At 40.1% G+C, this 20,440-nt stretch carries 16 protein-coding genes and 1 pseudogene; 15 read left to right on the top strand and 2 right to left on the bottom strand.

Annotated elements, in window-relative coordinates; translation table 11 throughout:
- Position 1 precedes the first annotated feature (1 nt).
- The 10 genes and pseudogenes from J4E06_RS08970 to J4E06_RS08925 all read left to right on the top strand — a co-directional run bounded on the left by J4E06_RS08970 (position 2) and on the right by J4E06_RS08925 (position 12,379).
- Positions 2 to 1,321 (top strand): PKD domain-containing protein, encoded by a 1,320-nt coding sequence (locus J4E06_RS08970; protein ID WP_349523700.1) that lies wholly within the window; start codon positions 2 to 4, stop codon positions 1,319 to 1,321.
- A 26-nt stretch (positions 1,322 to 1,347) separates the two neighbouring features.
- Positions 1,348 to 4,602, top strand: a complete 3,255-nt coding sequence (locus tag J4E06_RS08965; RefSeq protein ID WP_349523699.1) for a fibronectin type III domain-containing protein — start codon at positions 1,348 to 1,350, stop codon at positions 4,600 to 4,602.
- A 17-nt stretch (positions 4,603 to 4,619) separates the two neighbouring features.
- Entirely contained in the window at positions 4,620 to 5,633 is a 1,014-nt protein-coding gene (locus tag J4E06_RS08960; protein WP_349523698.1) for a hypothetical protein, read from the top strand.
- A 149-nt stretch (positions 5,634 to 5,782) separates the two neighbouring features.
- Complete coding sequence (locus tag J4E06_RS08955; RefSeq protein WP_349523697.1) at positions 5,783 to 6,727, top strand: hypothetical protein; 945 nt, start codon at positions 5,783 to 5,785, stop codon at positions 6,725 to 6,727.
- 101 nt (positions 6,728 to 6,828) lie between these two features.
- Positions 6,829 to 8,304, top strand: coding sequence for a hypothetical protein (locus J4E06_RS08950; RefSeq protein WP_349523696.1), 1,476 nt, complete (start codon positions 6,829 to 6,831; stop codon positions 8,302 to 8,304).
- Positions 8,282 to 9,061: a hypothetical protein gene (locus J4E06_RS08945; RefSeq protein WP_349523695.1), complete on the top strand. Its 780-nt coding sequence runs from the start codon at positions 8,282 to 8,284 to the stop codon at positions 9,059 to 9,061. The genes J4E06_RS08950 and J4E06_RS08945 overlap by 23 nt, the downstream gene beginning before the upstream one ends.
- 73 nt (positions 9,062 to 9,134) lie before the next feature.
- Complete coding sequence (locus J4E06_RS08940; protein WP_349523694.1) at positions 9,135 to 9,272, top strand: hypothetical protein; 138 nt, start codon at positions 9,135 to 9,137, stop codon at positions 9,270 to 9,272.
- A 325-nt stretch (positions 9,273 to 9,597) separates the two neighbouring features.
- Positions 9,598 to 9,885: pseudogene (locus tag J4E06_RS08935) on the top strand (transposase); the annotation flags it as partial.
- Between the two features lie 60 nt (positions 9,886 to 9,945).
- Positions 9,946 to 10,491 (top strand): REP-associated tyrosine transposase, encoded by a 546-nt coding sequence (locus J4E06_RS08930; RefSeq protein WP_349523693.1) that lies wholly within the window; start codon positions 9,946 to 9,948, stop codon positions 10,489 to 10,491.
- Positions 10,492 to 10,660: 169 nt separating this feature from the next.
- Complete coding sequence (locus tag J4E06_RS08925; RefSeq protein ID WP_349523692.1) at positions 10,661 to 12,379, top strand: hypothetical protein; 1,719 nt, start codon at positions 10,661 to 10,663, stop codon at positions 12,377 to 12,379.
- A gap of 133 nt (positions 12,380 to 12,512) precedes the next feature.
- Here J4E06_RS08925 and J4E06_RS08920 read toward each other — a convergent pair whose 3' ends face one another.
- Entirely contained in the window at positions 12,513 to 14,069 is a 1,557-nt protein-coding gene (locus tag J4E06_RS08920) for a M28 family peptidase (protein WP_349523691.1), read from the bottom strand.
- A 130-nt stretch (positions 14,070 to 14,199) separates the two neighbouring features.
- Here J4E06_RS08920 and J4E06_RS08915 point away from each other — a divergent pair, with 130 nt between their 5' ends.
- Positions 14,200 to 15,456 (top strand): NAD(P)/FAD-dependent oxidoreductase, encoded by a 1,257-nt coding sequence (locus J4E06_RS08915; protein ID WP_349523690.1) that lies wholly within the window; start codon positions 14,200 to 14,202, stop codon positions 15,454 to 15,456.
- 77 nt (positions 15,457 to 15,533) lie between these two features.
- A complete protein-coding gene (locus J4E06_RS08910; protein WP_349523689.1) occupies positions 15,534 to 16,460 on the top strand; it encodes a hypothetical protein in 927 nt (308 codons plus the stop codon).
- Between the two features lie 3 nt (positions 16,461 to 16,463).
- Here the strand turns inward: J4E06_RS08910 and J4E06_RS08905 are convergent, their stop codons facing one another.
- The gene (locus J4E06_RS08905; protein WP_349523688.1) at positions 16,464 to 17,108 is read right to left on the bottom strand and encodes an alpha/beta hydrolase; all 645 of its coding nucleotides are present in this window, start codon (positions 17,106 to 17,108) and stop codon (positions 16,464 to 16,466) included.
- Between the two features lie 59 nt (positions 17,109 to 17,167).
- On the opposite strand from J4E06_RS08905, the gene J4E06_RS08900 reads away from it, so the two are divergent.
- The 3 genes from J4E06_RS08900 to menD are packed head-to-tail and all read left to right on the top strand — an operon-like array spanning position 17,168 to position 20,429.
- Positions 17,168 to 17,590 (top strand): PaaI family thioesterase, encoded by a 423-nt coding sequence (locus tag J4E06_RS08900; protein ID WP_349523687.1) that lies wholly within the window; start codon positions 17,168 to 17,170, stop codon positions 17,588 to 17,590.
- Complete coding sequence (locus J4E06_RS08895) at positions 17,571 to 18,632, top strand: chorismate-binding protein (protein ID WP_349523686.1); 1,062 nt, start codon at positions 17,571 to 17,573, stop codon at positions 18,630 to 18,632. Before J4E06_RS08900 ends, J4E06_RS08895 begins: the two co-directional genes overlap by 20 nt.
- Positions 18,633 to 18,686: 54 nt before the next feature.
- Positions 18,687 to 20,429 (top strand): 2-succinyl-5-enolpyruvyl-6-hydroxy-3-cyclohexene-1-carboxylic-acid synthase, encoded by a 1,743-nt coding sequence (menD, locus tag J4E06_RS08890; protein ID WP_349523685.1) that lies wholly within the window; start codon positions 18,687 to 18,689, stop codon positions 20,427 to 20,429.
- The last annotated feature ends 11 nt before the right edge of the window (positions 20,430 to 20,440 follow it).

The raw sequence follows: 20,440 nt of genomic DNA, 5'->3' as shown, positions 1-20,440 counted from the left end.
CATGGCAATCTTTTTGGTTGCATGTGCCAAAGAAGCAGCATTGCCCATTGAGGCCAATTTTGATGTTGAAGTGGTGGACAAGGACTATTCTGTGCCCGTAGCTGTTAAAATCAATAACCAAACCGAAGGCGCGGACACCTTTCAATGGACTTTTGAAGGTGGGGAACCGGCTGCATCCACCGACAAAAACCCGGGAACGGTACGCTACAGTGAGAAAGGGGAGTACAAAATCCGTTTGGTGGCATCCAACCGAGATGGGATTGAGGAAGCAGTGGATTATGAATTGGTAATTGATGAAGCCATTGTACCCAATTTTGAAATCAATGTGGAAGGCGATGATTACGCCCCGGTAACCATCACTATTGAAAACACCACCACAGGAGCCACAACCTATAATTGGACGTTTGACGGAGGCATTCCCCCAAAATCCGATGCACATACCCCTGGGAAAATTGTGTTTCAAGAGCCGGGGGACCATATAGTAACGTTGGAGGCCGGGAATGGCAGGGAAACAGAAACCATAACGGACACAGTTACGGTAGCTTCTGATGTTTTTGCCGATTTTGATATGGAACCCGCCTTTGAAGATGATGACTTTCAAGCACCGGTAACCTTGAATCTTTTCAACAAAAGTATGAACGCCACAGGCTACGAATGGACTTTTGAAACTGCCGAACCAACCTCCAGTATAGCCACTGACCCGATCATTACCATCAATGAACCTGGGGTGCATCAAATTAAGCTTAAAGCTTACAACACCAAGCGCAGCGCCACCAAAATCAAAGAAGTTACCGTTTATGAAAACACCAACCTTAGAATTTTGGAAGATGTGGTGATGGGTATCAGTACGGCCCACAATTCCAATCTAAAAGGTGCGCTGTACTCCACAATTACCCGGCAAGTCTATCACGCAAGTTCTGTGCCCATGGATGATGCCAGTACGATTGATATCGCCTTTTTTGCGCTTAATCAAGAATTCAACTTCAACAAATTTGTGACCCTGGATGAGGTTCAGGACTACACCTTTGAACCGATGCCCAATGCAAAGCATACCAAGTTCATCAATCTACAGGAGTCCTGCGAGTGCGAAGCATCCCTTTCAGTAGCGGAATTTGATGCCTTGGAGGATGATGGGCTTTTGTCTGAAATGATTATTGAGGAAACCATGGGTGGTATTCAAGATTTTGATGACTCTGTGGTTCCTCGGATTGTTCTTTTTGAAACAGCGGACGGACGTAAAGGTGCGATTAAGATAAAGGAGTTTGTAGCGGATGGTATCAATTCTCACATTATGATGGATGTTAAGGTGCAGAAGCAATGAGCAATAAACAATTTACAATAATCAAAATGAAAAATTATCAAAGCCTGATGAATGTCATTCTGAACATCGTGAAGAATCTCTTATGGTGCCCGACCAAGCACCTATCACTTTTTAACAGACTGTTCATTGTATATTGTTTATTGTCCACTGTATTGGCAACCGCCCAAATCTACCCTGTTCAGGCCACACCGCAAATGGTACCGCCGTACAGTTTCAAATTGTCCGATTACACCACAACGACCCAGGAAAAACTGTTTTTGAATCTTTTGCTCACGGATGCCCAGGAATCCGGCAGGCAAGTGCGATTGAAACTGTTCGTGGAAGGCCCCGGCATCAACTTTCAATCCGCGGATTTTGTGAACGGTGCACTGCCCATTGTCTTGGATGGGGGAATCAACCAACGCCTGACCAACCTGGACCTGCAAGCTTATTTTAACCTGAACAACCTGGTGGGGATAACGCCCAAACAATACAGCGAACAATTACCCGAAGGGCAGTACCAGTTCTGTTTTGAGGTGTACGACCAGTTTTCGGGACAGCGCATATCCAACCGTAGCTGTGCCAACATCTATTTGGTGCTCAACGACCCGCCCCTGCTCAATGTTCCCTTCCGTAGCGATCTGGTCACGGCACAGGAGCCGCAGAACATCATTTTTAATTGGACCCCAAGGCACATCAATGCCCCAGCGGTGCAGTACGAGTTTACCCTAAAAGAACTTTGGGATACGGGTATGGACCCACAGGCCGCCTTTTTGACCAGTCCGCACTTGTACCAGACGACCACCTATGCCACTACTTTGCATTACGGCCTGGCCCAAACACCCTTGTTGGAGGGCAAGACCTACGGCTGGCGGGTAAGGGCCTTTGTAAGCGACGGTATAAACACCACAAGCTTGTTCCGAAACAACGGACTGAGCGAGATCTATCATTTTGCCTACCGGGCCGATTGCAAACCGCCTAGTTTTGTGCTTTCCGAGGCCGAGAACTCACAGACCGTAAAAATCAATTGGCAAATGGGGGAACATTTACGCTATCGGGTACAGTACCGCAAAAAGGGGTATGGGGAGGACGATTGGTTCGGACTCTGGTCGCAAACCAACGTGGCCACCATCCGCAATTTGGAGGCGGGCACCGTATACGAGTTCCGTGTGGGTGGGGACTGCAACCCCCTCTCGGTCTCCCCTGGAGGGGGAGAAGAAAGTGGTGTTGGGTTGGCATTTTCGCCCATCCACGAGTTTACCACGCCCACCGAGGACGAAATGGCCTACTACAACTGCGGCATACCGCCCGAGGTAGAAATTACGAACCAAGACCCCTTGCAGCAGCTGGAGCCTTATGAAGTTTTTACGGCAGGGGATTTTCCGATAGTGGTCAGGGAAGCATCGGGAAGCAAAGGCTATTTTTCAGGTTGGGGCTATATCACCTTGCCTTTCTTGGAACAATTCAAAGAAGTCATTGATGTGGCCAACATTGCCACTGAGGGAGAAGTGAACATCGGCAAATTCAGTCGGATACGGGTGGAGTTTGACAACATCAAGATCAACACCGATTACCAATTGGTGGAGGGTATGGTGGAGACGAGTTATGATCCCAATTGGTCGGGGATTGTGGATGTGGACCAAGCTATTGCCGATGTTGGCGATTTTGTAAATGAAATTTATGAAACGCTGGAAGAGGCATTGGCCGCCTTAGGGATTACAAATGGAAATTATGAGGAGGAAAATGTAAATTTTGAAATAGCTGATATTACGGTCAACGAAGAGGGAGAAACCATTGTTGCCGGGAAGAATGGCGAAGAGCAAAACCTTGGTGCTGGAAACAATACCGTTGTGCCCGATGCCAATGGCACTACAATTGTGGTGAATGATGAAGGGAAGGTTGCCGCTGTGAAAAACAGTGATGTAGTCGAAGAAGCAAAGGACACCCCATATTATGTAATGGTCGATGGAAGAACGCAACAATTTAAATATAACGATAAGTTATACTTTGTACGCCAAAGGAAACCAGCGACCCTGTATTTAAAAACCTCAATTGATAGTTTGGGATTTGCAAGCCCAATTTGGAAAATGGGCGATGAAGTTGTTGGAGAGGGAGATACTATTTCTATTGATTTGAAGCAATTGGTAAATGAAAATCTGAATATTGAGGATGGAGAGGATGGCAGCAAAAGTTTTAAAGTAAAATTGGAGGTATACGAGAAGCCAATCACTAGATTTGATTTAACCGTAAGCAATAGAAATAATTTTGATGGAAGTTTTTTGTTTGACGATACAGAAACCGGAAACAACACATCCAAACTAGTATTGGAAAACTCTGGGGATTATGAGGAAATATCGGACGACCTTTTTCACCAAGATTATAGTTTGGACAAAAAGGAAAAATATTTTGTGCCAGTGCTGGGAACAAAATTGAACCAAACAATACAGCTAAAAGTCAAACTTTCCCATTTGAATAACAGTGATTCTGATTTTAAAGTAACTCTAAAGCCTACCAATAAAAATATTATCGTGGGAACCTATCCAACCTTGGATATTTCTTCAAATAACACAACTATTGATATTCAAGTAATAAAAAAACATATTGATGAAAATATAAAGCACTACATTGAAGTATTAGATCAAAGCAATGAACTGGTCGGAAAGATAGAGATTGTCTGTAAATCCCCTTCACCAAAAGAAATACGGTTTGTATACATTGAGGATGAGAACGGTTTGCAAAGTATATTGAAAGAAAGTGATATATTGAACAAGCTCAACAATAGTTCCCACAATCAATTGTTCAAAGAATGGTCTCATGAAAGCTCTGTTTCAATAGCATTGGATACTTTGGCCAAGTACTCATTGCAACGTCCTTCTTTCAATATTACAAATCCAACCATACAACAAATTATCAATGAACGTAATAGAATAAGGACAGATAATCTACAAATGTTTCTTGCGTACGCCTATTATAAAAATTTAGATATAAAAACAAGAAGGGATAAGTTCACCATCATGTTTTTGTCCAGTGAGTTTAATGGAACAAACTCTGGAACAGTGATTTCTAAGGTCAATGGTAGTAATATTTTCAGCTACCATTCCACAATTTTATATTCTACTGCAAATATGCAAACAGTAGCCCATGAGCAAGGCCATGATCTTGGGCTTCCCCATGTGTTTGATGGTTCATCGGGCAAAAGAAAAATGCCAAAATACTCAGCATCTAACAATTTTATGGATTATACCAATGGTACGGATAACAGAAATATGTTCTTTCAATACCAAATGAAAATCAGTCAATAAACCCAAAATATATAACAATGAAAAACTTAATGACAGTGACATTGATTTTATGTATGGGGTTAACCTGCAAAGCCCAGAACGACACCATACGAAAGATGATGAAAAATATCAAAGACCCTAAACGTATAGTGCCTTTGGAAGTAGTGCAAAAGGCCGTAGAAATAAATCTGGACAGTATTAAATACCTAGATTTTGATATCATATTTATAAGGAAGGATATGGCTTTGGAATCTAATCCTAAGACTCAGAAATTTTTCTTTTACGATTATTTCACTGAAAAGGCAAAACAACGAATGGTAGAACTTTTTGAAGGGAAATGGACGGAAGAAGAAATAGAAAATAGGTTAAATGCAAGTATAGAGTCTACTTTGGACACATTAAACCCTAGAAATGGATATTACCAGCAAGCCAAAACAATAGCCAAGCGAGACACCTTACCTTTACAGCAGGTATGGGACAGCATGATTGTGGCCAGAAAAGAAGAGTGGAGACAAGATTTGTTTTTAAGCAGTTACGTTCCAAAGCCAGTGATATTAATTGCAGGTTATTTAAAGGACCCTCGTTTTTTACCCTATTTGAAAAAAATGGCTGAAGGTGACCATGTAATGGATGAAGTTGAACTAGCATTGGCCCGTTATGGTGAAGAACCCTATCATACTAATGCAGTAAAAAAATATGCTTATACCCCTAAAAATTGGAATACCGATGTCTCTAAATTGATGTATATCTGCTCCAAAGAGGCTGTTGTGGAAATATTCAATTACATTATAAAAGAAGATGGGCAGATCTGTGACTCCAATGGGGTCTGTCATGGATATTTGGCAGTATTGGAAATGGGGGCCTTGGTGACATTATTCAAAAGCAAAACTATGAGTGAAGAAATGGATGCACTGGATGCTGAGTATTATCAAAATGGCAAAGAAATAGATGAATCTTATCTAAAAGATATGCGAGGAATAGCAGAAATATATTACAGGAGGTTCAAAGAACAAGAACCTGACTGTGAAAATGTGCCTTTTAATGCATGGTAGTTTATTAAGGACCTAAAGGTTTTATTAAATAGAAGCTAAGTTCTTTGACATATTGAAACAAAAATTATCCACGGACTTTCAGAAAAAGAAATGAAGTCCGTGGAAGCAACGGCCATTTTACGGGTTGGGGCTATATCACGCTGCCCTTTTTGGAAAGTATTAAAGAAATAGTTGATGTCGCCAATGTAGTGACAGGGGGAGAGGTCAACGTGGGCAAATTCAGCCGGATACGGGTGGAGTTTGACAATATCAAAATCAACACCGATTACCAATTGGTGGAAGGGATGGTGGAGACGAGTTATGATCCCAATTGGTCGGGTATTGTGGATTTGGACCAAGCTATTGCTGATATAAAAATGACCCTAGAAGAGTTGGTTGAAATGTTATCCAATATCGGAATTGACAGTACCACTAGGGAAAACATTAAAATTTTGACTGAAATGCTCGTTCAACAGGCTCAAGAAGAGCTTCCACAACTCATTGCCGATAAAATACAGGCGGCCACAGATAAAATTAATGCTGCCAAAGAACAATATGATACGGCACTAGCAAATGGCAATCAGGAATTGGCCGATCAAGCCAAAGATGATTTTAAAGCAGCCCAAGATGACTTAAAAGATGCTGAGAAGGAAAAAGATGATTTTCTAGATGCCTATGCTTCCATCATAAAAGAGGCTCTTAAAGAAATTGTGCGCGAAAGTGACAATAATTTAAAGAATGGGTTGAATCAATATGGAGAAGAGAACATTCAAATTACCGAAACAGGCGAAACGTTGGAATTGGATGGTACTGGCTTAGACCAACTGTCAAACGTATTACAGCCTGATGCTTCAACCACAAATGAACTGGAACAAACAGGAAATTTTGAGTATGAACGTTGGAACATGCTGAATTTTATTGCCACGAACCTACAAACGGACGAAGGCACCCAAGAGCTTGGGGGTTTGTTGGAGAATGAAGGCGAAAAACTGGGTGTGTACATCTACAATAGGTTGGAAGAAGGGGCAAAGGAAAGAGACCTAGTTACTGAAATAAAAGAACTGATTATAGAAACTATTACCGAGAAAATAGCCCTATCCACCAAACTCTTTTGAAAATGAAAAACTTAACCACAATTTTTATGCTTTGTATGGGGCTTCTATGTCAAGCATCCCCCAAACCCAAGGATACCATTTACACCAATGTTGAAGCCTTATTGAAAGAAGTACGAACTACCAAAAAGAAAACGGCGACGTACTATCTAGTACTCAATGATGGAGAGGATAAGGAGGTGAAGGTACGGATAGACCTAAAACAAATCGATTGTGAAATACCCATCTACAAATCAGAATCTTTTGACATTAAAAAGTTGATGGCCCTAAAGGAGGAAAGCCTAATTGAACCCAACCAAAAATTAAAAGTCATTGATGCTAAGTCAAAAGAATGGAAGCGGCTGACAAATGAAGTAAAAACTTTGACTAAGGAACGCGATGCCCTAAAAGCAGATACGTTGTCTCTTGATTCCACGGCCCTTGTCAAGGCTGAACAAGATTTACAAGATAAAAGAGAAGAATATAAAAAGGTAGATAAGGAAGCTAGAAATCTATTTGATGAATACGAAGCTATGATGGACAGCCTTATGGGAAACTTGCGCACGCAGTACAATGAACGTTTGGTTGCTGCAATGGAAGAGGCCTATGAAAAAATTGAAAATAAGGAAACTACCTTTAGAAGTGTTGATGATGATGCGCACATTTGGGATATACGCATGGATCTTTTAAAAATTGATGCCACACGCGAAATGAAAATACCACGACGTTTGGATGGTGGAGATGAGACGATAGAAAAGATTACAGCGGGAAAGCTCTATTATCTATTACATTTTGCTGAGTTTGGCAGTATGTTCGAAGAAGAAGAGGTGAAAAAAGTGTTCAGTACCATTAAATTATGGGAGTTCCATTTAAACCCTTATTTGGTGGACAAACAGTTTGGGTTGGTCTGTGATGATCAGTACCGTACACAGCACTATATTAATAGTGTGGTGGATTATAAGAATTATAAGGAGAATTTAATTGAAAAAGATGATTCAAAGTTTGAAAATATATTTTTAGAAGATGTGCAATGGGTTAGTCAAATCGATGATATGTATAAGGGAACAACTTGTTGGAAATGGTCCTGTTGTAATCGCGCTAGTAATGAAATTTTAAAAAGAAGTGGAACTGGCACAGATAGATCTAAGCAGGTTGTCATTGCTCAAAGCTCTCAACAGGATTGTGGAAACATTACAATGAAAAGCAAAGAAGAATTTGAGGAAGGAATTAATATTTTAAAAACCTCCTTAAAAGAACATAAGTTGCCAATATTGATAGGAGTACATCATCCTAAAGCTATTAAAAATGATAAAGGATTGATAATTGAATGGGTAGAAAAATGTTCAGGGAACACGCCACAAATAACTAACCATTATGTTGTAGTGGTTGGAATGGGATATGATGAGCAAAAACAGCAAAACTATTTTAGATTTTATGAGGTAGGAACATCTATTTTGGGAAAAGGAACAAGTACAAATAATAAACTATATCTAGACGAAAGCTTGAAAATTTTAAAGGGAACCACAGAATACAAATCAAACTCTGAATACTATTATATAATAACAGAAATAAGAAAAAATGATGGAAAGAGCTATAAATAAAACAAGTCTTTTTAAACACTCAATTTTATTGATTCTAACGTTAATCAACTATTGTTGTTCAGCTCAAGTAGAAGAAAAAAAGTTTTTAAATAAAGTTAATGATCAAAGATTCAAAAAAATACTAAATAATCTGGAGCAATTAAAAGACTACAGGTTTACAGATTTGAATTTACCAGCCGTTGACGCAATTGGATACAAATTCAATGAAAACGAAAGTAAGAGTTATCTGGATTTTCAAAAGGATAGTCTTTATGATCGAGTAGAGTATTATAATCACGACGAGGATATTCGAACTTATGGTGAGACAAAGGAAATATTACCCTACTCATGGATTAAGGCATTTTTGTCTGAAAATTTGGTATCCCTCTTTGTGGCTAAGTCTAACGGTGTTAACGATGGGGATTTAGATATGTATTATCTATTCATTTTGGATTACGAGGGAAAACTTGTAGACCATATTATTTTATCCAAACAAATGATAACGTATGATGGTATTCGACCAAACCATTTTGGTTTTTTAGATAAGAACCATTTTAATCGGTATATCTATGATACGCGAGAAATACATAATGGTAAAAAAGTAACATTTGATAATTTCTGCATTATTGAGAAGTATGAAAGAGATGATAATGGAAAAATAAATCTATTGGAAACTATTCAACAAGATTTAAACGATGACCCTAACTTGAATTATGGAAGATACTTGAATTTAAAAGAAATCCCTAGCGATGATCCTATGAGTATATTTATTGAGTGATTTTTGAATATCCTAGCAAGCACTTGGAGGGATAAAGAAAATCATTAGAATCAAGCAAAATAGATTTTGAAAAATGAAGAAAATAATATCAATTCTATTAATAATAAATGTTTCATGTATTAATAATGGTCAAATTAAAAATTCTGAAACATTAAAATATGAACAAAAAGTAAAAGTGATTGAAAACAAAAAACAAGAATCCCCCCGCTAGCGCGAGCACCTGCACTGAGCTTGGCGAAGTGTCGCACTCGTGCTGAAAACAGTACATGGGCTTGAGCATATGAGCATAAAAAAGCAAAGAATACTAGAATGAGCCGTAAATACAAGTTCCATAATCCAGAGACAGCTTACTTTGTAAGCTTTGCCAGTCTTAGAAGTAATTACAGATACAAACAGGTACTTAAATGAATTAAACTTATAAAAACTAAGCGCAGCATAACCCCCGCTAGCGCGAGCATCATGCCCCCCCCCCCCGCTAGCGCGAGCGTCCCGCTCGTGCCGTAGCGAGTGAGCGAACAAAAAGTAATTGAATGAATATGAGCCGTAAATACAAATTCTACAACCCTGAGGCAGCTTACTTTGTAAGCTTTGCCACGGTGTATTGGATAGAGGTGTTCACGAGACAGATGTACTTTAATGTATTGGAAGAGAGTATAAATTATTGTCGGTCAGAAAAGGGTATGGAAGTATTTGCCTACTGTTTTATACCAAGTCATGTGCATTTGATATTCAGGTCAACGAATGGTGCCCCATCAGGTTTGATAAGGGATTTCAAAGGTTACACGTCTCGAAAATCAATAATGGCCATAATGGAAAACCCCCGCTAGCGCGAGCGTCACGCTCGTGCCATATAAGAGTGAGCAAAAAAATGATTGAACAATAAAATGAGCCGTAAATACAAGTTTCACAACCCTGAGGCAGCTTACTTTGTAAGCTTTGCCACGGTGTATTGGATAGATGTGTTCACGAGACAGATGTACTTTAATGTTTTGGAAGAGAGTATAAATTATTGTCGGTCAGAAAAGGGTATGGAAGTATTTGCCTACTGTTTTATGCCAAGTCATGTGCATTTGATATTCAGGTCAACGAATGGTGCCCCATCAGGTTTGATAAGGGATTTCAAAGGTTTCACATCGAGGAAAATGATAAGGACAATTACGGAAAACCCACAGGAGAGCAGAAAGGAATGGCTGTTGGAAATGTTTCAACGAGCAGGAAATGGGAAGAGCAATGTAAGGCAGTGTCAATTTTGGCAACAGCACAACAAGCCTATAGAATTATGGAGCGATGCGGTCATACAGCAAAAGATTGATTATATCCACAACAATCCGGTTGAAGCAGGTTTTGTGACAGACCCAATGGATTGGAAATATAGTAGTGCGAGGAATTATCAAGAAGACCAAACTGTTTTAGCCATAGATATATTATGAACAATAAATATGTACATGGGAGATACGAGCGTGACGCTCGCACCAGCTGGCGACAGCAGGAAATTTTTAATTTAGAGTGATAAACAGACATATTTTAAAATAAACATCAACCTCAAAAAGAAAGCTATGAAAACATAATCCAAAACCAAGACCAAATCCTAACCTACATATGCCATTTTTAAAAGCGCCCAAATTTTGGCTTACGCTATCTTTTATCTTTTTTACTGTTTTTTCATCCGCCCAAACCGTTGATTTGGGGACTTTGGGTAAGGGCAAGGCCTTTAAAGTTGGAGGAGGAGTTTCATCCAATGGTATTTTTTATAACTCCAACCAAGCATTGGGCAGACAACCATTCACCTATTTTTTACAGGGCAACCTTAATATCTCATTCTACCAGTTCAGTATGCCTATCAGTTACAGTTATTCCAATCAAGGGGAACAGTTAAATTATAACCTGCCCTTTAACCTAAACCGATTGAGCCTGCATCCAAAATACAAATGGGTACAAGGCCATATGGGAAGTGTGGCCATGAGTTTTTCTCCCTATACCTTGAACGGACATCAGTTTACCGGCGGTGGGGTGGACTTGACCCCAAACGGACCTTGGAAAGTAAGCGCTATGGCCGGCCGATTGTTAAAAGCCACGGAATTTGATGGCGAGGAACAGACCATTCCAGCTTTTCAACGAATTGGGTATGGATTCAAAGTTGGTTTTGAGCAAGAGAAGTATTCGGCAGGAGTTATCGCTTTTTATGCCAAAGACGATATCAATTCCATAGCACCTGTTCCTAATGAGCAGGAAATAGCCCCAAAGGAAAATTTGGTATTAAGTTTGGAAGGCTCCTACAAAATATTAGAAAATTTACAAGCCAATGCAACTTATGCCACTTCCGGGATGACGCAAGATTTAAGAGCCGATGTATTGGATTCAAGACCATCGAATTTGGCAGGGTTATTTTTAAGGGATAGAACCTCGACCGAATATTTTGATGCTTTCCGTGCAGGTTTGGATTATAATTTTGATAAATCCACCGTGGGAGTCGCCTACGAACGTATCGCTCCCGGCTATCAAACCCTTGGCGCTTATTTTTTTAATAACGATTTTGAAAACATCACTTTGAATACAAGCACGGTTTTGTTTGATACTAAATTAAGCTTGGCATTTAACATTGGGTATCAACGGGATGACCTCAAAAATCAAAAGGAACGTTCCATGAACAGAACAGTAGGTTCCTTGAATGCAACCTACAACGCTTCTGAATTATTGACCATTACAGGCTCGTATTCCAACTTTACCACTTTTACCAATGCCAAAGTAAACCAGTTCGAAGTGATTAACGATGACAACTTATTGGATGACCAATACGATGTTTTGGATTATAAACAATTGTCACAAAATGCCAATATCAATGTCAACTACATACTTTCCAAAAAAGAAAACCTGCAGCAAAACCTGAATGTAAACTATGCCTTGGCGGATGTATCCAATGCCGAAGATGGTGTGGTCAGATTAGGGAATGCGTCAACATTTCATAACGGAAATGTTTCATACACCTTGGGATTGCCCAATCGAAATATTAACATTACCACGGCGCTCAATGGAACAACGAACACCATAGGTGCGGAAAACTCATCAACTTGGGGCCCCACATTGAATGTCAACAACAAATTTTTGGAGAATACCCTGAACACAAATTTTGGTGCATCCTACAACGTCAGCAATTCAAATATGGGAAAAACCAGTGTGACCAACTTAAGGGCAAACCTTTCTTATGTGTTCAAAGAGAAACACAATTTTCACTTGAACATCATCCAATTGTTCAAAAGTCTACCAACAGACAATAGAAACGAACTGACCATTACCTTTGGCCACAGTTATAGTTTTTGAAGTGAAGAGGAAAAAAGCCATCTGTCAATTCGAGCGCAGTCAAGAATTTAAAAAGGTTTTTTAAATTCAAAAGGCTTCGACTGCGCTCAACCTGACAATTGACTTTAATTATTTATTTAAAATCAATGGAACACTAATCAGAAGATTTATCAACTACTAACCTACCGGGTCTGTTTGCTATTTCCCAAGCTGTGTAGAAAATCAGACGGGAACGGTTCTCCAAAAGATCATAATTTATTTTATCGGGGGTGTCGCCTGGCCTGTGGTAGTCCGCATGTGTTCCGTTAAAATAAAAAATGATCGGAATATTGTTCTTTGCAAAATTGTAGTGATCGCTTCGGTAATAAAAACGGTTGGGGTCGTTCTCATCATTATAGGTATAATCAAACTCAATGTTGGTGTACTTTTTATTCACCTCTTCCGATAGCTCGTGCAATTCCGTACTCAATTTATCAGAGCCGATAAGGTAGAGGTAATTTCTAGCTCCGGCATAATTTGGGTCAATGCGACCGATCATATCAATATTAAGATCTGCCACGGTATTTTCCAAAGGAAAAACCGGGTCAACATCGGTATAATATCTTGATCCCAACAGCCCTTTTTCTTCCCCCGTAACATGCAGGAAAACCACGGAACGTTTGGGTCCATTGCCTTCATCCGCTGCTTTTTTAAACGCCTGTGCAATCTCTAACATCGCCACGGTTCCCGAACCGTCGTCATCGGCACCATTGTTTATTTGTCCGTCGCCTGTTATTCCAATATGGTCCAAATGTGAAGAAATCACCACATACTCGTTAGGTTTTTCTGCTCCTTTAATGAATGCAACAACATTTTCGGAGTTTATTTCATCATTGCTACTGGAAATATCCATTGCAATGTTTGTGTTAATGGCTTTCGGCACATAATCTTCTTCAATATCACTTTTTAGGGTTTTTGCAACGTCATCATTCAAGTAAATCAGTACTTTATCAACAGTGTCGGATGCCAACTGCATTCTGCCGCTATTGTTACTTTTCATAAACTGGAAGTATCCTTGAAACCTAGGGAAACTCAACATATCATAGTACAGTACCCCGATTGCTCCCTTTTCATGAGCAATGTCCCGTTTTTTGCCCACTGCTTCGGATGCATTGCTCCAAACCGATTTCTCCATATTTCCTGAAATAGCATAAACACCGTTTTGGTCAACAGGTTCCCCCGCTTTTATTAGCACAATCTTCCCCTGTACATTAATACCACTGTAATCGGAATAATCACCTTCTTCAATACCGTATCCAGCGTAAACAATATTGCTATAAGTTCCTTTGGCTTCGGAAAAGCTCAATATGTCTTTCCCAAGCTCAAAAGACGTACCGTTTATGGTTAAACTGCCCTCTGGTACTTTGGACACTTCCAAAGGGACCTTTTGGAAATAATCCCCATTGGATTGGGCGGGGGGCACATCCAAAGATTCGTAATGGGCTTTAATATATTCAACCGCCTTTTTTTGCCCGGGAGTACCGGTTTTCCTTCCTTCGAACTCGTCGGAAGCATAGGTGTATAAATGTTCTTTTAAGTCTTCTTGTGTAATCGTTTCCGCGTAGGGCAACGGGCTTGCCATTGGTTTGGGTTGTGGTGCCTCCGAAACGGTTTGCTGTGAAGAATTGCAAGAAAAGGCTAGGCCCAATACCAATAAGAATAATTTTTTCATTCGTTAAGATGTTTTCAAAATTCTCCAAAAATAGTCAAAAGTTTGATAAAGAAATCCTAACGTACTAATTAACATTTTCCGGTCCTTTATGTATCTTGGCGCTTCTTATGAATACTGCAAACTTGTATCTATGGGCAAGAATAAAAGTGTGATTGTAGTCGGGGGCGGCATCGTGGGGCTTTCCACAGCTTATTTTTTACAAAAGGCAGGACATGAGGTCACCGTACTGGACAGATCGGACATTACTTCGGGAGCTTCGTTTGTAAATGCAGGGTACCTCACCCCAAGTCACATAATCTCCTTGGCTTCTCCGGGAATGATCACACAAGGATTAAAATATATGTTCAATTCTTCGAGTCCATTTTATATGAAACCTCGGTTGGACCCTGATTTTATACGATGGGCGTGGTATTTTAAAAGGTCTTCTACAAAAGCAAAGGTAGACCAGTCCATGACCGTTATTCGTGATATTAATCTTTTGAGCAGGGAGTTGTATGAAGGAATACAAGCTTCGAACGACTTGGGGGATTTCCAAATAGGGCAACAAGGTTTGATGATGGTGTACCAGACCGAGAAAGCCCGTGACCACGAAATGGAAGTGCTGGAAAAAGCGGCCAAAATGGGTTTGGTGGGAAAGCATCTATCCAAAGATGAACTAAAGAAAATGGAACCCAATGTTGATTTCAATGCGGAAGGAGCCATACTTTGGGAGTGCGATAGGCATACCACACCACCGCTTATTATGAAAAAGATGGTGGAATATCTAGAAACTGTCGGCGTGGACATTCATAAAAATGAAGAAGTAACCGATCTATCTGTTTCTGGTGGAAATATTATTGAAATAAAAACGGAAAAAGCGTCCTACATGGCAGATGAAGTAGTTTTTGCTGCAGGATCTTGGACTGTAAACCTGTCCAAAAAGCTCAACTTAAAGTTACCATTGCAAGCAGGTAAAGGGTACAGAATCGATATGGAAGAACCTACAAACATTACGATACCCGCCATTTTAATGGAAAAGAAAATTGCCGTCACGCCTATGGAAGGATTTACCCGTTTTGCCGGAACCATGGAATTCTCGGGAATCAACCACACTATCCGAAAGGAAAGGGTAGCCGCCATTGCCAAAGCTGCTGAAGCATATTACAACGGATTCAAGATTCCTGAAAAGGCAAAAAACGAAGCAAAATGCGGGCTTCGACCAGTTTCGCCCGATGGTCTCCCGTATATTGGCAAGCCCAAAAACATTAATAATTTAACCATAGCAACAGGTCATGCCATGATGGGATGGAGCATGGGACCGGCAACTGGTAAATTGGTCACAGAACTTATTTCGGGCGATAAATTATCCATGGATATTTCACCCTTTGCCCCCCAACGTAACTTTTAGGTAATTTCTTTTCCTTACGGGCATGATATATGTAGTTTAGATTTTTCAGTTGCGTTTTTAACGACTAATTTTACAGCATGAAAAAACACTACACCCTTTTCCTATTTTTTTCATTCTTCCAGATTTTTGGAATGTGGTCCCAAGAGGTTCAAATCTTTACCTTGGAAGATTTTGATTTACGGGGCAAGGTAAAATCCTGTCTTGTTTCTACTGACTATGGAAAGGAATTGTTTGAGTTTGACAGAGATGGTGTACTCACCAAAACGGTAACCCAGTACAATGATACCGACCAAGACATCACATACTATAAATATAATGATGGTGAATTGGTGGAGAAACGTATGGAAAGCTACAAGAATAATGTGCTCGATGAGTCCACCTCTATGGCCAACTTTTATGAAGTTGATACCGTTCCGAATCGGAAAGTAGTTGAGAAAATAATTTCTTATGACAAACAGTTTTTGGAGCAACAGCAGTACCATTATGATGAGGAAGGAAAATTGGTAAAAATGATTTCTTCCAATGGGGAAGGTGTGGATGAGACGACTTTTGAGTATACCCAGGTAAAAAACGAGCATACGGTAAGCACGTTTACCAACGGAATTTTGCAGAAAGCGGTTAGAACATCCGCCAAAGCCGGACCCAATGGCACCCAAGAGGTGATTTTGACAAAGGAATACATTGATGGTGAGCCCAATACCGCTAATGAAGAAGTTTTTAATAGCAATGGAAAATTGGTGACCAGTGAAGACTTTTTGTACGATGTGGCCGAAAAAGAGTTTGTATCCCAAAAAAAGCGTTTCTATTATTACACTGATGGTAAGTTGAGCAGGATGGTTAAAAAAACAGTGAACACGGAATCTACGGACAAATTTATTTTCCAGTTTGATAGCCATACCCCTAGCAATTGGGTAAAACAGATTGTAACGCCCGGTAACACTTACATTACAAGAACCATTGAGTATTACGAAGATGAAGTTCCAGAGGAAAAAACCACAAATTAGTAGTTAAATTAAATCTTTAATGATTTCTGGCTTCACTTCGTGCCCACCGTTAAAAGTGATGGTCTCTGCTTTGCCTTGAAATAGCTTTTCAATTTTAATCTTTTCGCCTTTCAATCGGTCTGGGGTCAAATATTTGTCCTCATTACCATAAATTAATTTGATTTCGGTGGAATCATGATCAACAAACTCAAAATCATTGGCGGTAAGCTCATTGGGAATGCCCCCGGCGTAGAGGGCGACCAGTTTACAATTAGCTTTTTTACTGGCCCACCATCGTGTGGCCACCGAAACGCCTTGCGAAAATCCAAAAAGGATAAGGTTCATATCTTCTGGAATCTTTTCTGCTTTTAGCACGGCATCAATATAGTTTAGTACATTTTTTACCTCTGTGGCCGTATTTTCCTTGGTGAGCCAACTGGCACCAACGTATTTGTATTCGTTTTTCAAATAATATTTGGAGGGTGCCTGAGGGACTATAATGTAATTTTCCTCGGCATTCAAACCATTAAAATATTTTACAAAATAGCGGCTCAAATAGCCAATGCCATGAAAAACCAGCCACACATTCTTGGTTTTCCCCGTCAATTCATTCTGCGTCAGATAGGTGTTCTCCGTTGTGTAGGTAACTGTCTTCTCTGTGTTGGACATGTTTTATTGTTGATTTAGATATTGCCAAAGCTTTGCGTAATTTTACAAAAAATAGAAGGATGAACGAGCATAAGGAGAAGATTCTGTCCGTTTGCAACGAAATTTGCAAGGGCACATTAATGGAGACGTTGGACATTACTTATATTGATGTGGGTGAAAATTTTCTTTTGGCAAAAATGCCCGTCACCCCAAAAGTTCACCAGCCCGATGGTGTTTTGCACGGCGGCGCATCGGTGGCACTGGCCGAAAGTGTGGGTAGTGCAGCATCCTATATTTTTTTGGACGGACAAAAGTTTTTTGTTCGCGGCATTGAAATCGCTGCCAACCACGTTCGCTCCATTAAGGATGGCTTTGTCTACGCCAAGGCATCCATGCTGCATAAAGGCCGAACCACACAGCTGTGGGAGATAAGAATCACCGATGAGGAGGACCGTTTGATTTCCAATTGTAAACTTACGACCATTGCGCTACCCAGAAGCTAAAGGATTTAAAGCAATTTTGGAAAGGGCGGAATCCTGTCTGGAAAGTGATTCTCCTTTTGTGATGTACAGAAAGCCAAGTGAAACTGCTATTGTTGGAGTTTTTCAGTCCAGTGACACCTTACATACCTCCAAGGATTTTACCGAAAAAGGATTTGTTTTTGCCCCTTTTAATTCAGAAGAAAAAGTGGTTTTGATTCAGCCCGATGAAGTTTGGGAAGGAAAACATCAATTGGAACAATCCCAAGCTGAAAATGATATTACCTTGGATGAATCCGGCAAGGAAGTCCACATTGAATTGGTGAAAAGTGGAATAAAGGAAATTGAAAAGGGAAGGCTTCAAAAAGTGGTGCTCTCCAGAAAAATCCAAGTGTCCATCACAAAATCGCCCATCAAAATATTTGAAACACTTTTAGACAAATACCCGAATGCCTTTGGATATTTTTTCTACCACCCTAAAGTTGGTACGTGGTGTGGTGCAACACCAGAAACTTTGGTGAAGGTAAAAGGAAATAAATTACAGACCATGTCCTTGGCCGCTACCTTACCTTATATAGAAAATGAAAATCCTAAATGGGGCGCTAAGGAAATTGAGGAACAACAAATGGTATCGGAATACATTGGGGATAAATTGGCCCATACCATGGAGCGTTTGGAAGTTGACGAGGCGGAATCCATAAAGGCGGGGAAGCTTTGGCATTTACGTTCCGAGGTACGTGGTATTATGTTGCCTAACCTAAAGGTTAACGAAGTAATAAGGGCCTTGCACCCGACCCCCGCGGTGTGCGGAATTCCCACAGGTGAAGCCCAAAAGTTCATTCAATTGAATGAGAATTACAAAAGAAAGTTCTACACGGGCTTTTTGGGTGAACTGAATTTACGTTTCCAAGGAGAGTTGTCCCTGTACGTGAATTTGAGATGTATGGAGTTGGAGGAAGATAAAGCCTCCATTTTTGTGGGAGGTGGAATCACTGAGGCCTCCGACCCGGAAAGTGAATGGTTGGAGACCCAAAACAAAAGTAAAACTATGCTAGGCATCTTGTAAAATGATGTAGTTCATCGTGGCGTTTGCCGTCCAGATAATGTATTTTTGTAGTCCATGATGTACTCCGATATACCCGCTGCACAGACCTTGGTTTTGTATTTTAAATCAAGAGGCGTTAAAAATATAGTTATCTCACCAGGGTCCAGAAATGCTCCGTTGACCATTAGTTTCACCAAAAACTCTTTTTTTAATTGTTTTAGCATCGTGGATGAGCGTTGCGCCGCCTTTTTTGCCATGGGGATGGCACAGCATTTACAAGAACCTGTTGCCGTGCTTTGCTCGTCGGGCAGTGCTATGTTGAATTTTTACCCAGCTGTTGCCGAAGCTTTTTACAGTGATATCCCGTTGATTGTGATTTCTGCCGACAGGCCCAGTTATCGAATTGATATTGGTGATGGACAGACCATCCGACAGGAAAATGTACTGGAAAAGCACATTGGTTACTCCGCTAATTTGAAACAAGACGTCTCACATGCAACCAACACCATTGCAAAATATGGCAAGTCATTGTTGCATGAAAGCCAAGAAGAAATTCAAAAGTATAATGAAGGTGAAATAGCCAAAGCACTTTCGGTAGCTTTTGATGAAAAAAACCCGGTTCACATCAATGTTCCTTTTGAAGAGCCATTGTACGGTAGGGTAGAGGAGCCTTCTTTACAAATTCAAGATGCAGGAGCAAGTGTGAAGAAAGAAGCATCAGACGATCAGGATTGGGATAAATTGCGTCAAATCTGGCAAAACAGTCCTCGCAAAATGGTTTTGGTAGGAGTGAATCAACCCAATGCTATGGAAACGGAAGTTTTGGAACGGTTGGCAAAAGATCCAAATACGGTATTGTTTACCGAGACCACCTCCAATTTGCATCACCCTGAATTTTTTGAGAGTATTGACAGTATTATTGCCCCTATTGAGAAATCCGAGAAAAGGGATGAACTTTTCAAAAAATTGCAACTAGAGCTTTTGGTAACCTTTGGTGGTTTGATTGTTTCCAAAAAAATTAAGGCCTTTTTACGTGAATATAAGCCCAAGGAACATTGGCACATCGACCCCAAAAAAGCCAACGATACTTTTTATTGCTTAACGAAACATATAAAAACAAACCCTAATCAGTTTTTTAAGGAGGTTGTTTCCGAGGAAATTAAACCAACAAGCGACTTTAAAACATTTTGGGAAAAGAAAAAAGACAACTACGAGGCTAAACGGGATGCTTACCTCAAAGAAATTCTATTTTCAGATTTTTCTGCTTTTGACCAAATCATAAAAAACATACCCAAAGGGTATCAAGTACATTTGGCCAATAGTTCCACGGTTAGATATGCACAACTATTTCCTATGGACAAATCCTTAAAAGTGTTCTGCAACCGAGGAACAAGTGGTATAGACGGCACTACATCCACAGCTGTGGGGAGTTCTGTGTTTAGTGACGACCCCACACTGCTTCTTACAGGCGATCTAAGCTTTTTTTACGATAGCAATGCCTTGTGGAACAAGTATATGCGTCCAGATTTCAGGATAGTGCTCATAAATAATTCTGGTGGTGGAATCTTTAGGATTTTGCCAGGCAAAGAAGATACCGAAGAATTTGAGACCTTTTTTGAGACCAGTCACGAACTATCTGCCAAACATTTGTCCGATATGTACGGTTTTGAACACATCACCGCCAAAAATGAAGCTGAACTGGAAGCATCACTTCAAGATTTTTACATGGATTCCAACAAACCAAAAATCTTGGAGGTCGCTACACCAAGGGTTTTGAACAATAAAATTTTGCTTGGGTACTTCGATTTCATATCTTAGAACCTTAGCTA

This window comes from Allomuricauda sp. NFXS6, from assembly GCF_040148835.1.
In the GTDB taxonomy this organism is placed as follows: domain Bacteria; phylum Bacteroidota; class Bacteroidia; order Flavobacteriales; family Flavobacteriaceae; genus Flagellimonas.
Note: the sequence above shows the minus strand (reverse complement) of the source record. Positions and strands in the feature narration are given on the sequence as shown.

Excerpts from the sequence above, each read along its gene's own strand:
- J4E06_RS08960 (WP_349523698.1), top strand. The coding sequence starts at position 4,620 with ATGAAAAACTTAATGACAGTGACATTGATTTTATGTATGGGGTTAACC.
- J4E06_RS08910 (WP_349523689.1), top strand. The coding sequence starts at position 15,534 with ATGAAAAAACACTACACCCTTTTCCTATTTTTTTCATTCTTCCAGATT.
- J4E06_RS08920 (WP_349523691.1), bottom strand. The coding sequence starts at position 14,069 with ATGAAAAAATTATTCTTATTGGTATTGGGCCTAGCCTTTTCTTGCAAT.
- J4E06_RS08925 (WP_349523692.1), top strand. The coding sequence starts at position 10,661 with ATGCCATTTTTAAAAGCGCCCAAATTTTGGCTTACGCTATCTTTTATC.
- menD (WP_349523685.1), top strand. The coding sequence starts at position 18,687 with ATGATGTACTCCGATATACCCGCTGCACAGACCTTGGTTTTGTATTTT.
- J4E06_RS08945 (WP_349523695.1), top strand. The coding sequence starts at position 8,282 with ATGATGGAAAGAGCTATAAATAAAACAAGTCTTTTTAAACACTCAATT.
- J4E06_RS08940 (WP_349523694.1), top strand. The coding sequence starts at position 9,135 with ATGAAGAAAATAATATCAATTCTATTAATAATAAATGTTTCATGTATT.
- J4E06_RS08930 (WP_349523693.1), top strand. The coding sequence starts at position 9,946 with ATGAGCCGTAAATACAAGTTTCACAACCCTGAGGCAGCTTACTTTGTA.
- J4E06_RS08965 (WP_349523699.1), top strand. The coding sequence starts at position 1,348 with ATGAAAAATTATCAAAGCCTGATGAATGTCATTCTGAACATCGTGAAG.
- J4E06_RS08905 (WP_349523688.1), bottom strand. The coding sequence starts at position 17,108 with ATGTCCAACACAGAGAAGACAGTTACCTACACAACGGAGAACACCTAT.
- J4E06_RS08900 (WP_349523687.1), top strand. The coding sequence starts at position 17,168 with ATGAACGAGCATAAGGAGAAGATTCTGTCCGTTTGCAACGAAATTTGC.
- J4E06_RS08915 (WP_349523690.1), top strand. The coding sequence starts at position 14,200 with ATGGGCAAGAATAAAAGTGTGATTGTAGTCGGGGGCGGCATCGTGGGG.
- J4E06_RS08970 (WP_349523700.1), top strand. The coding sequence starts at position 2 with ATGGCAATCTTTTTGGTTGCATGTGCCAAAGAAGCAGCATTGCCCATT.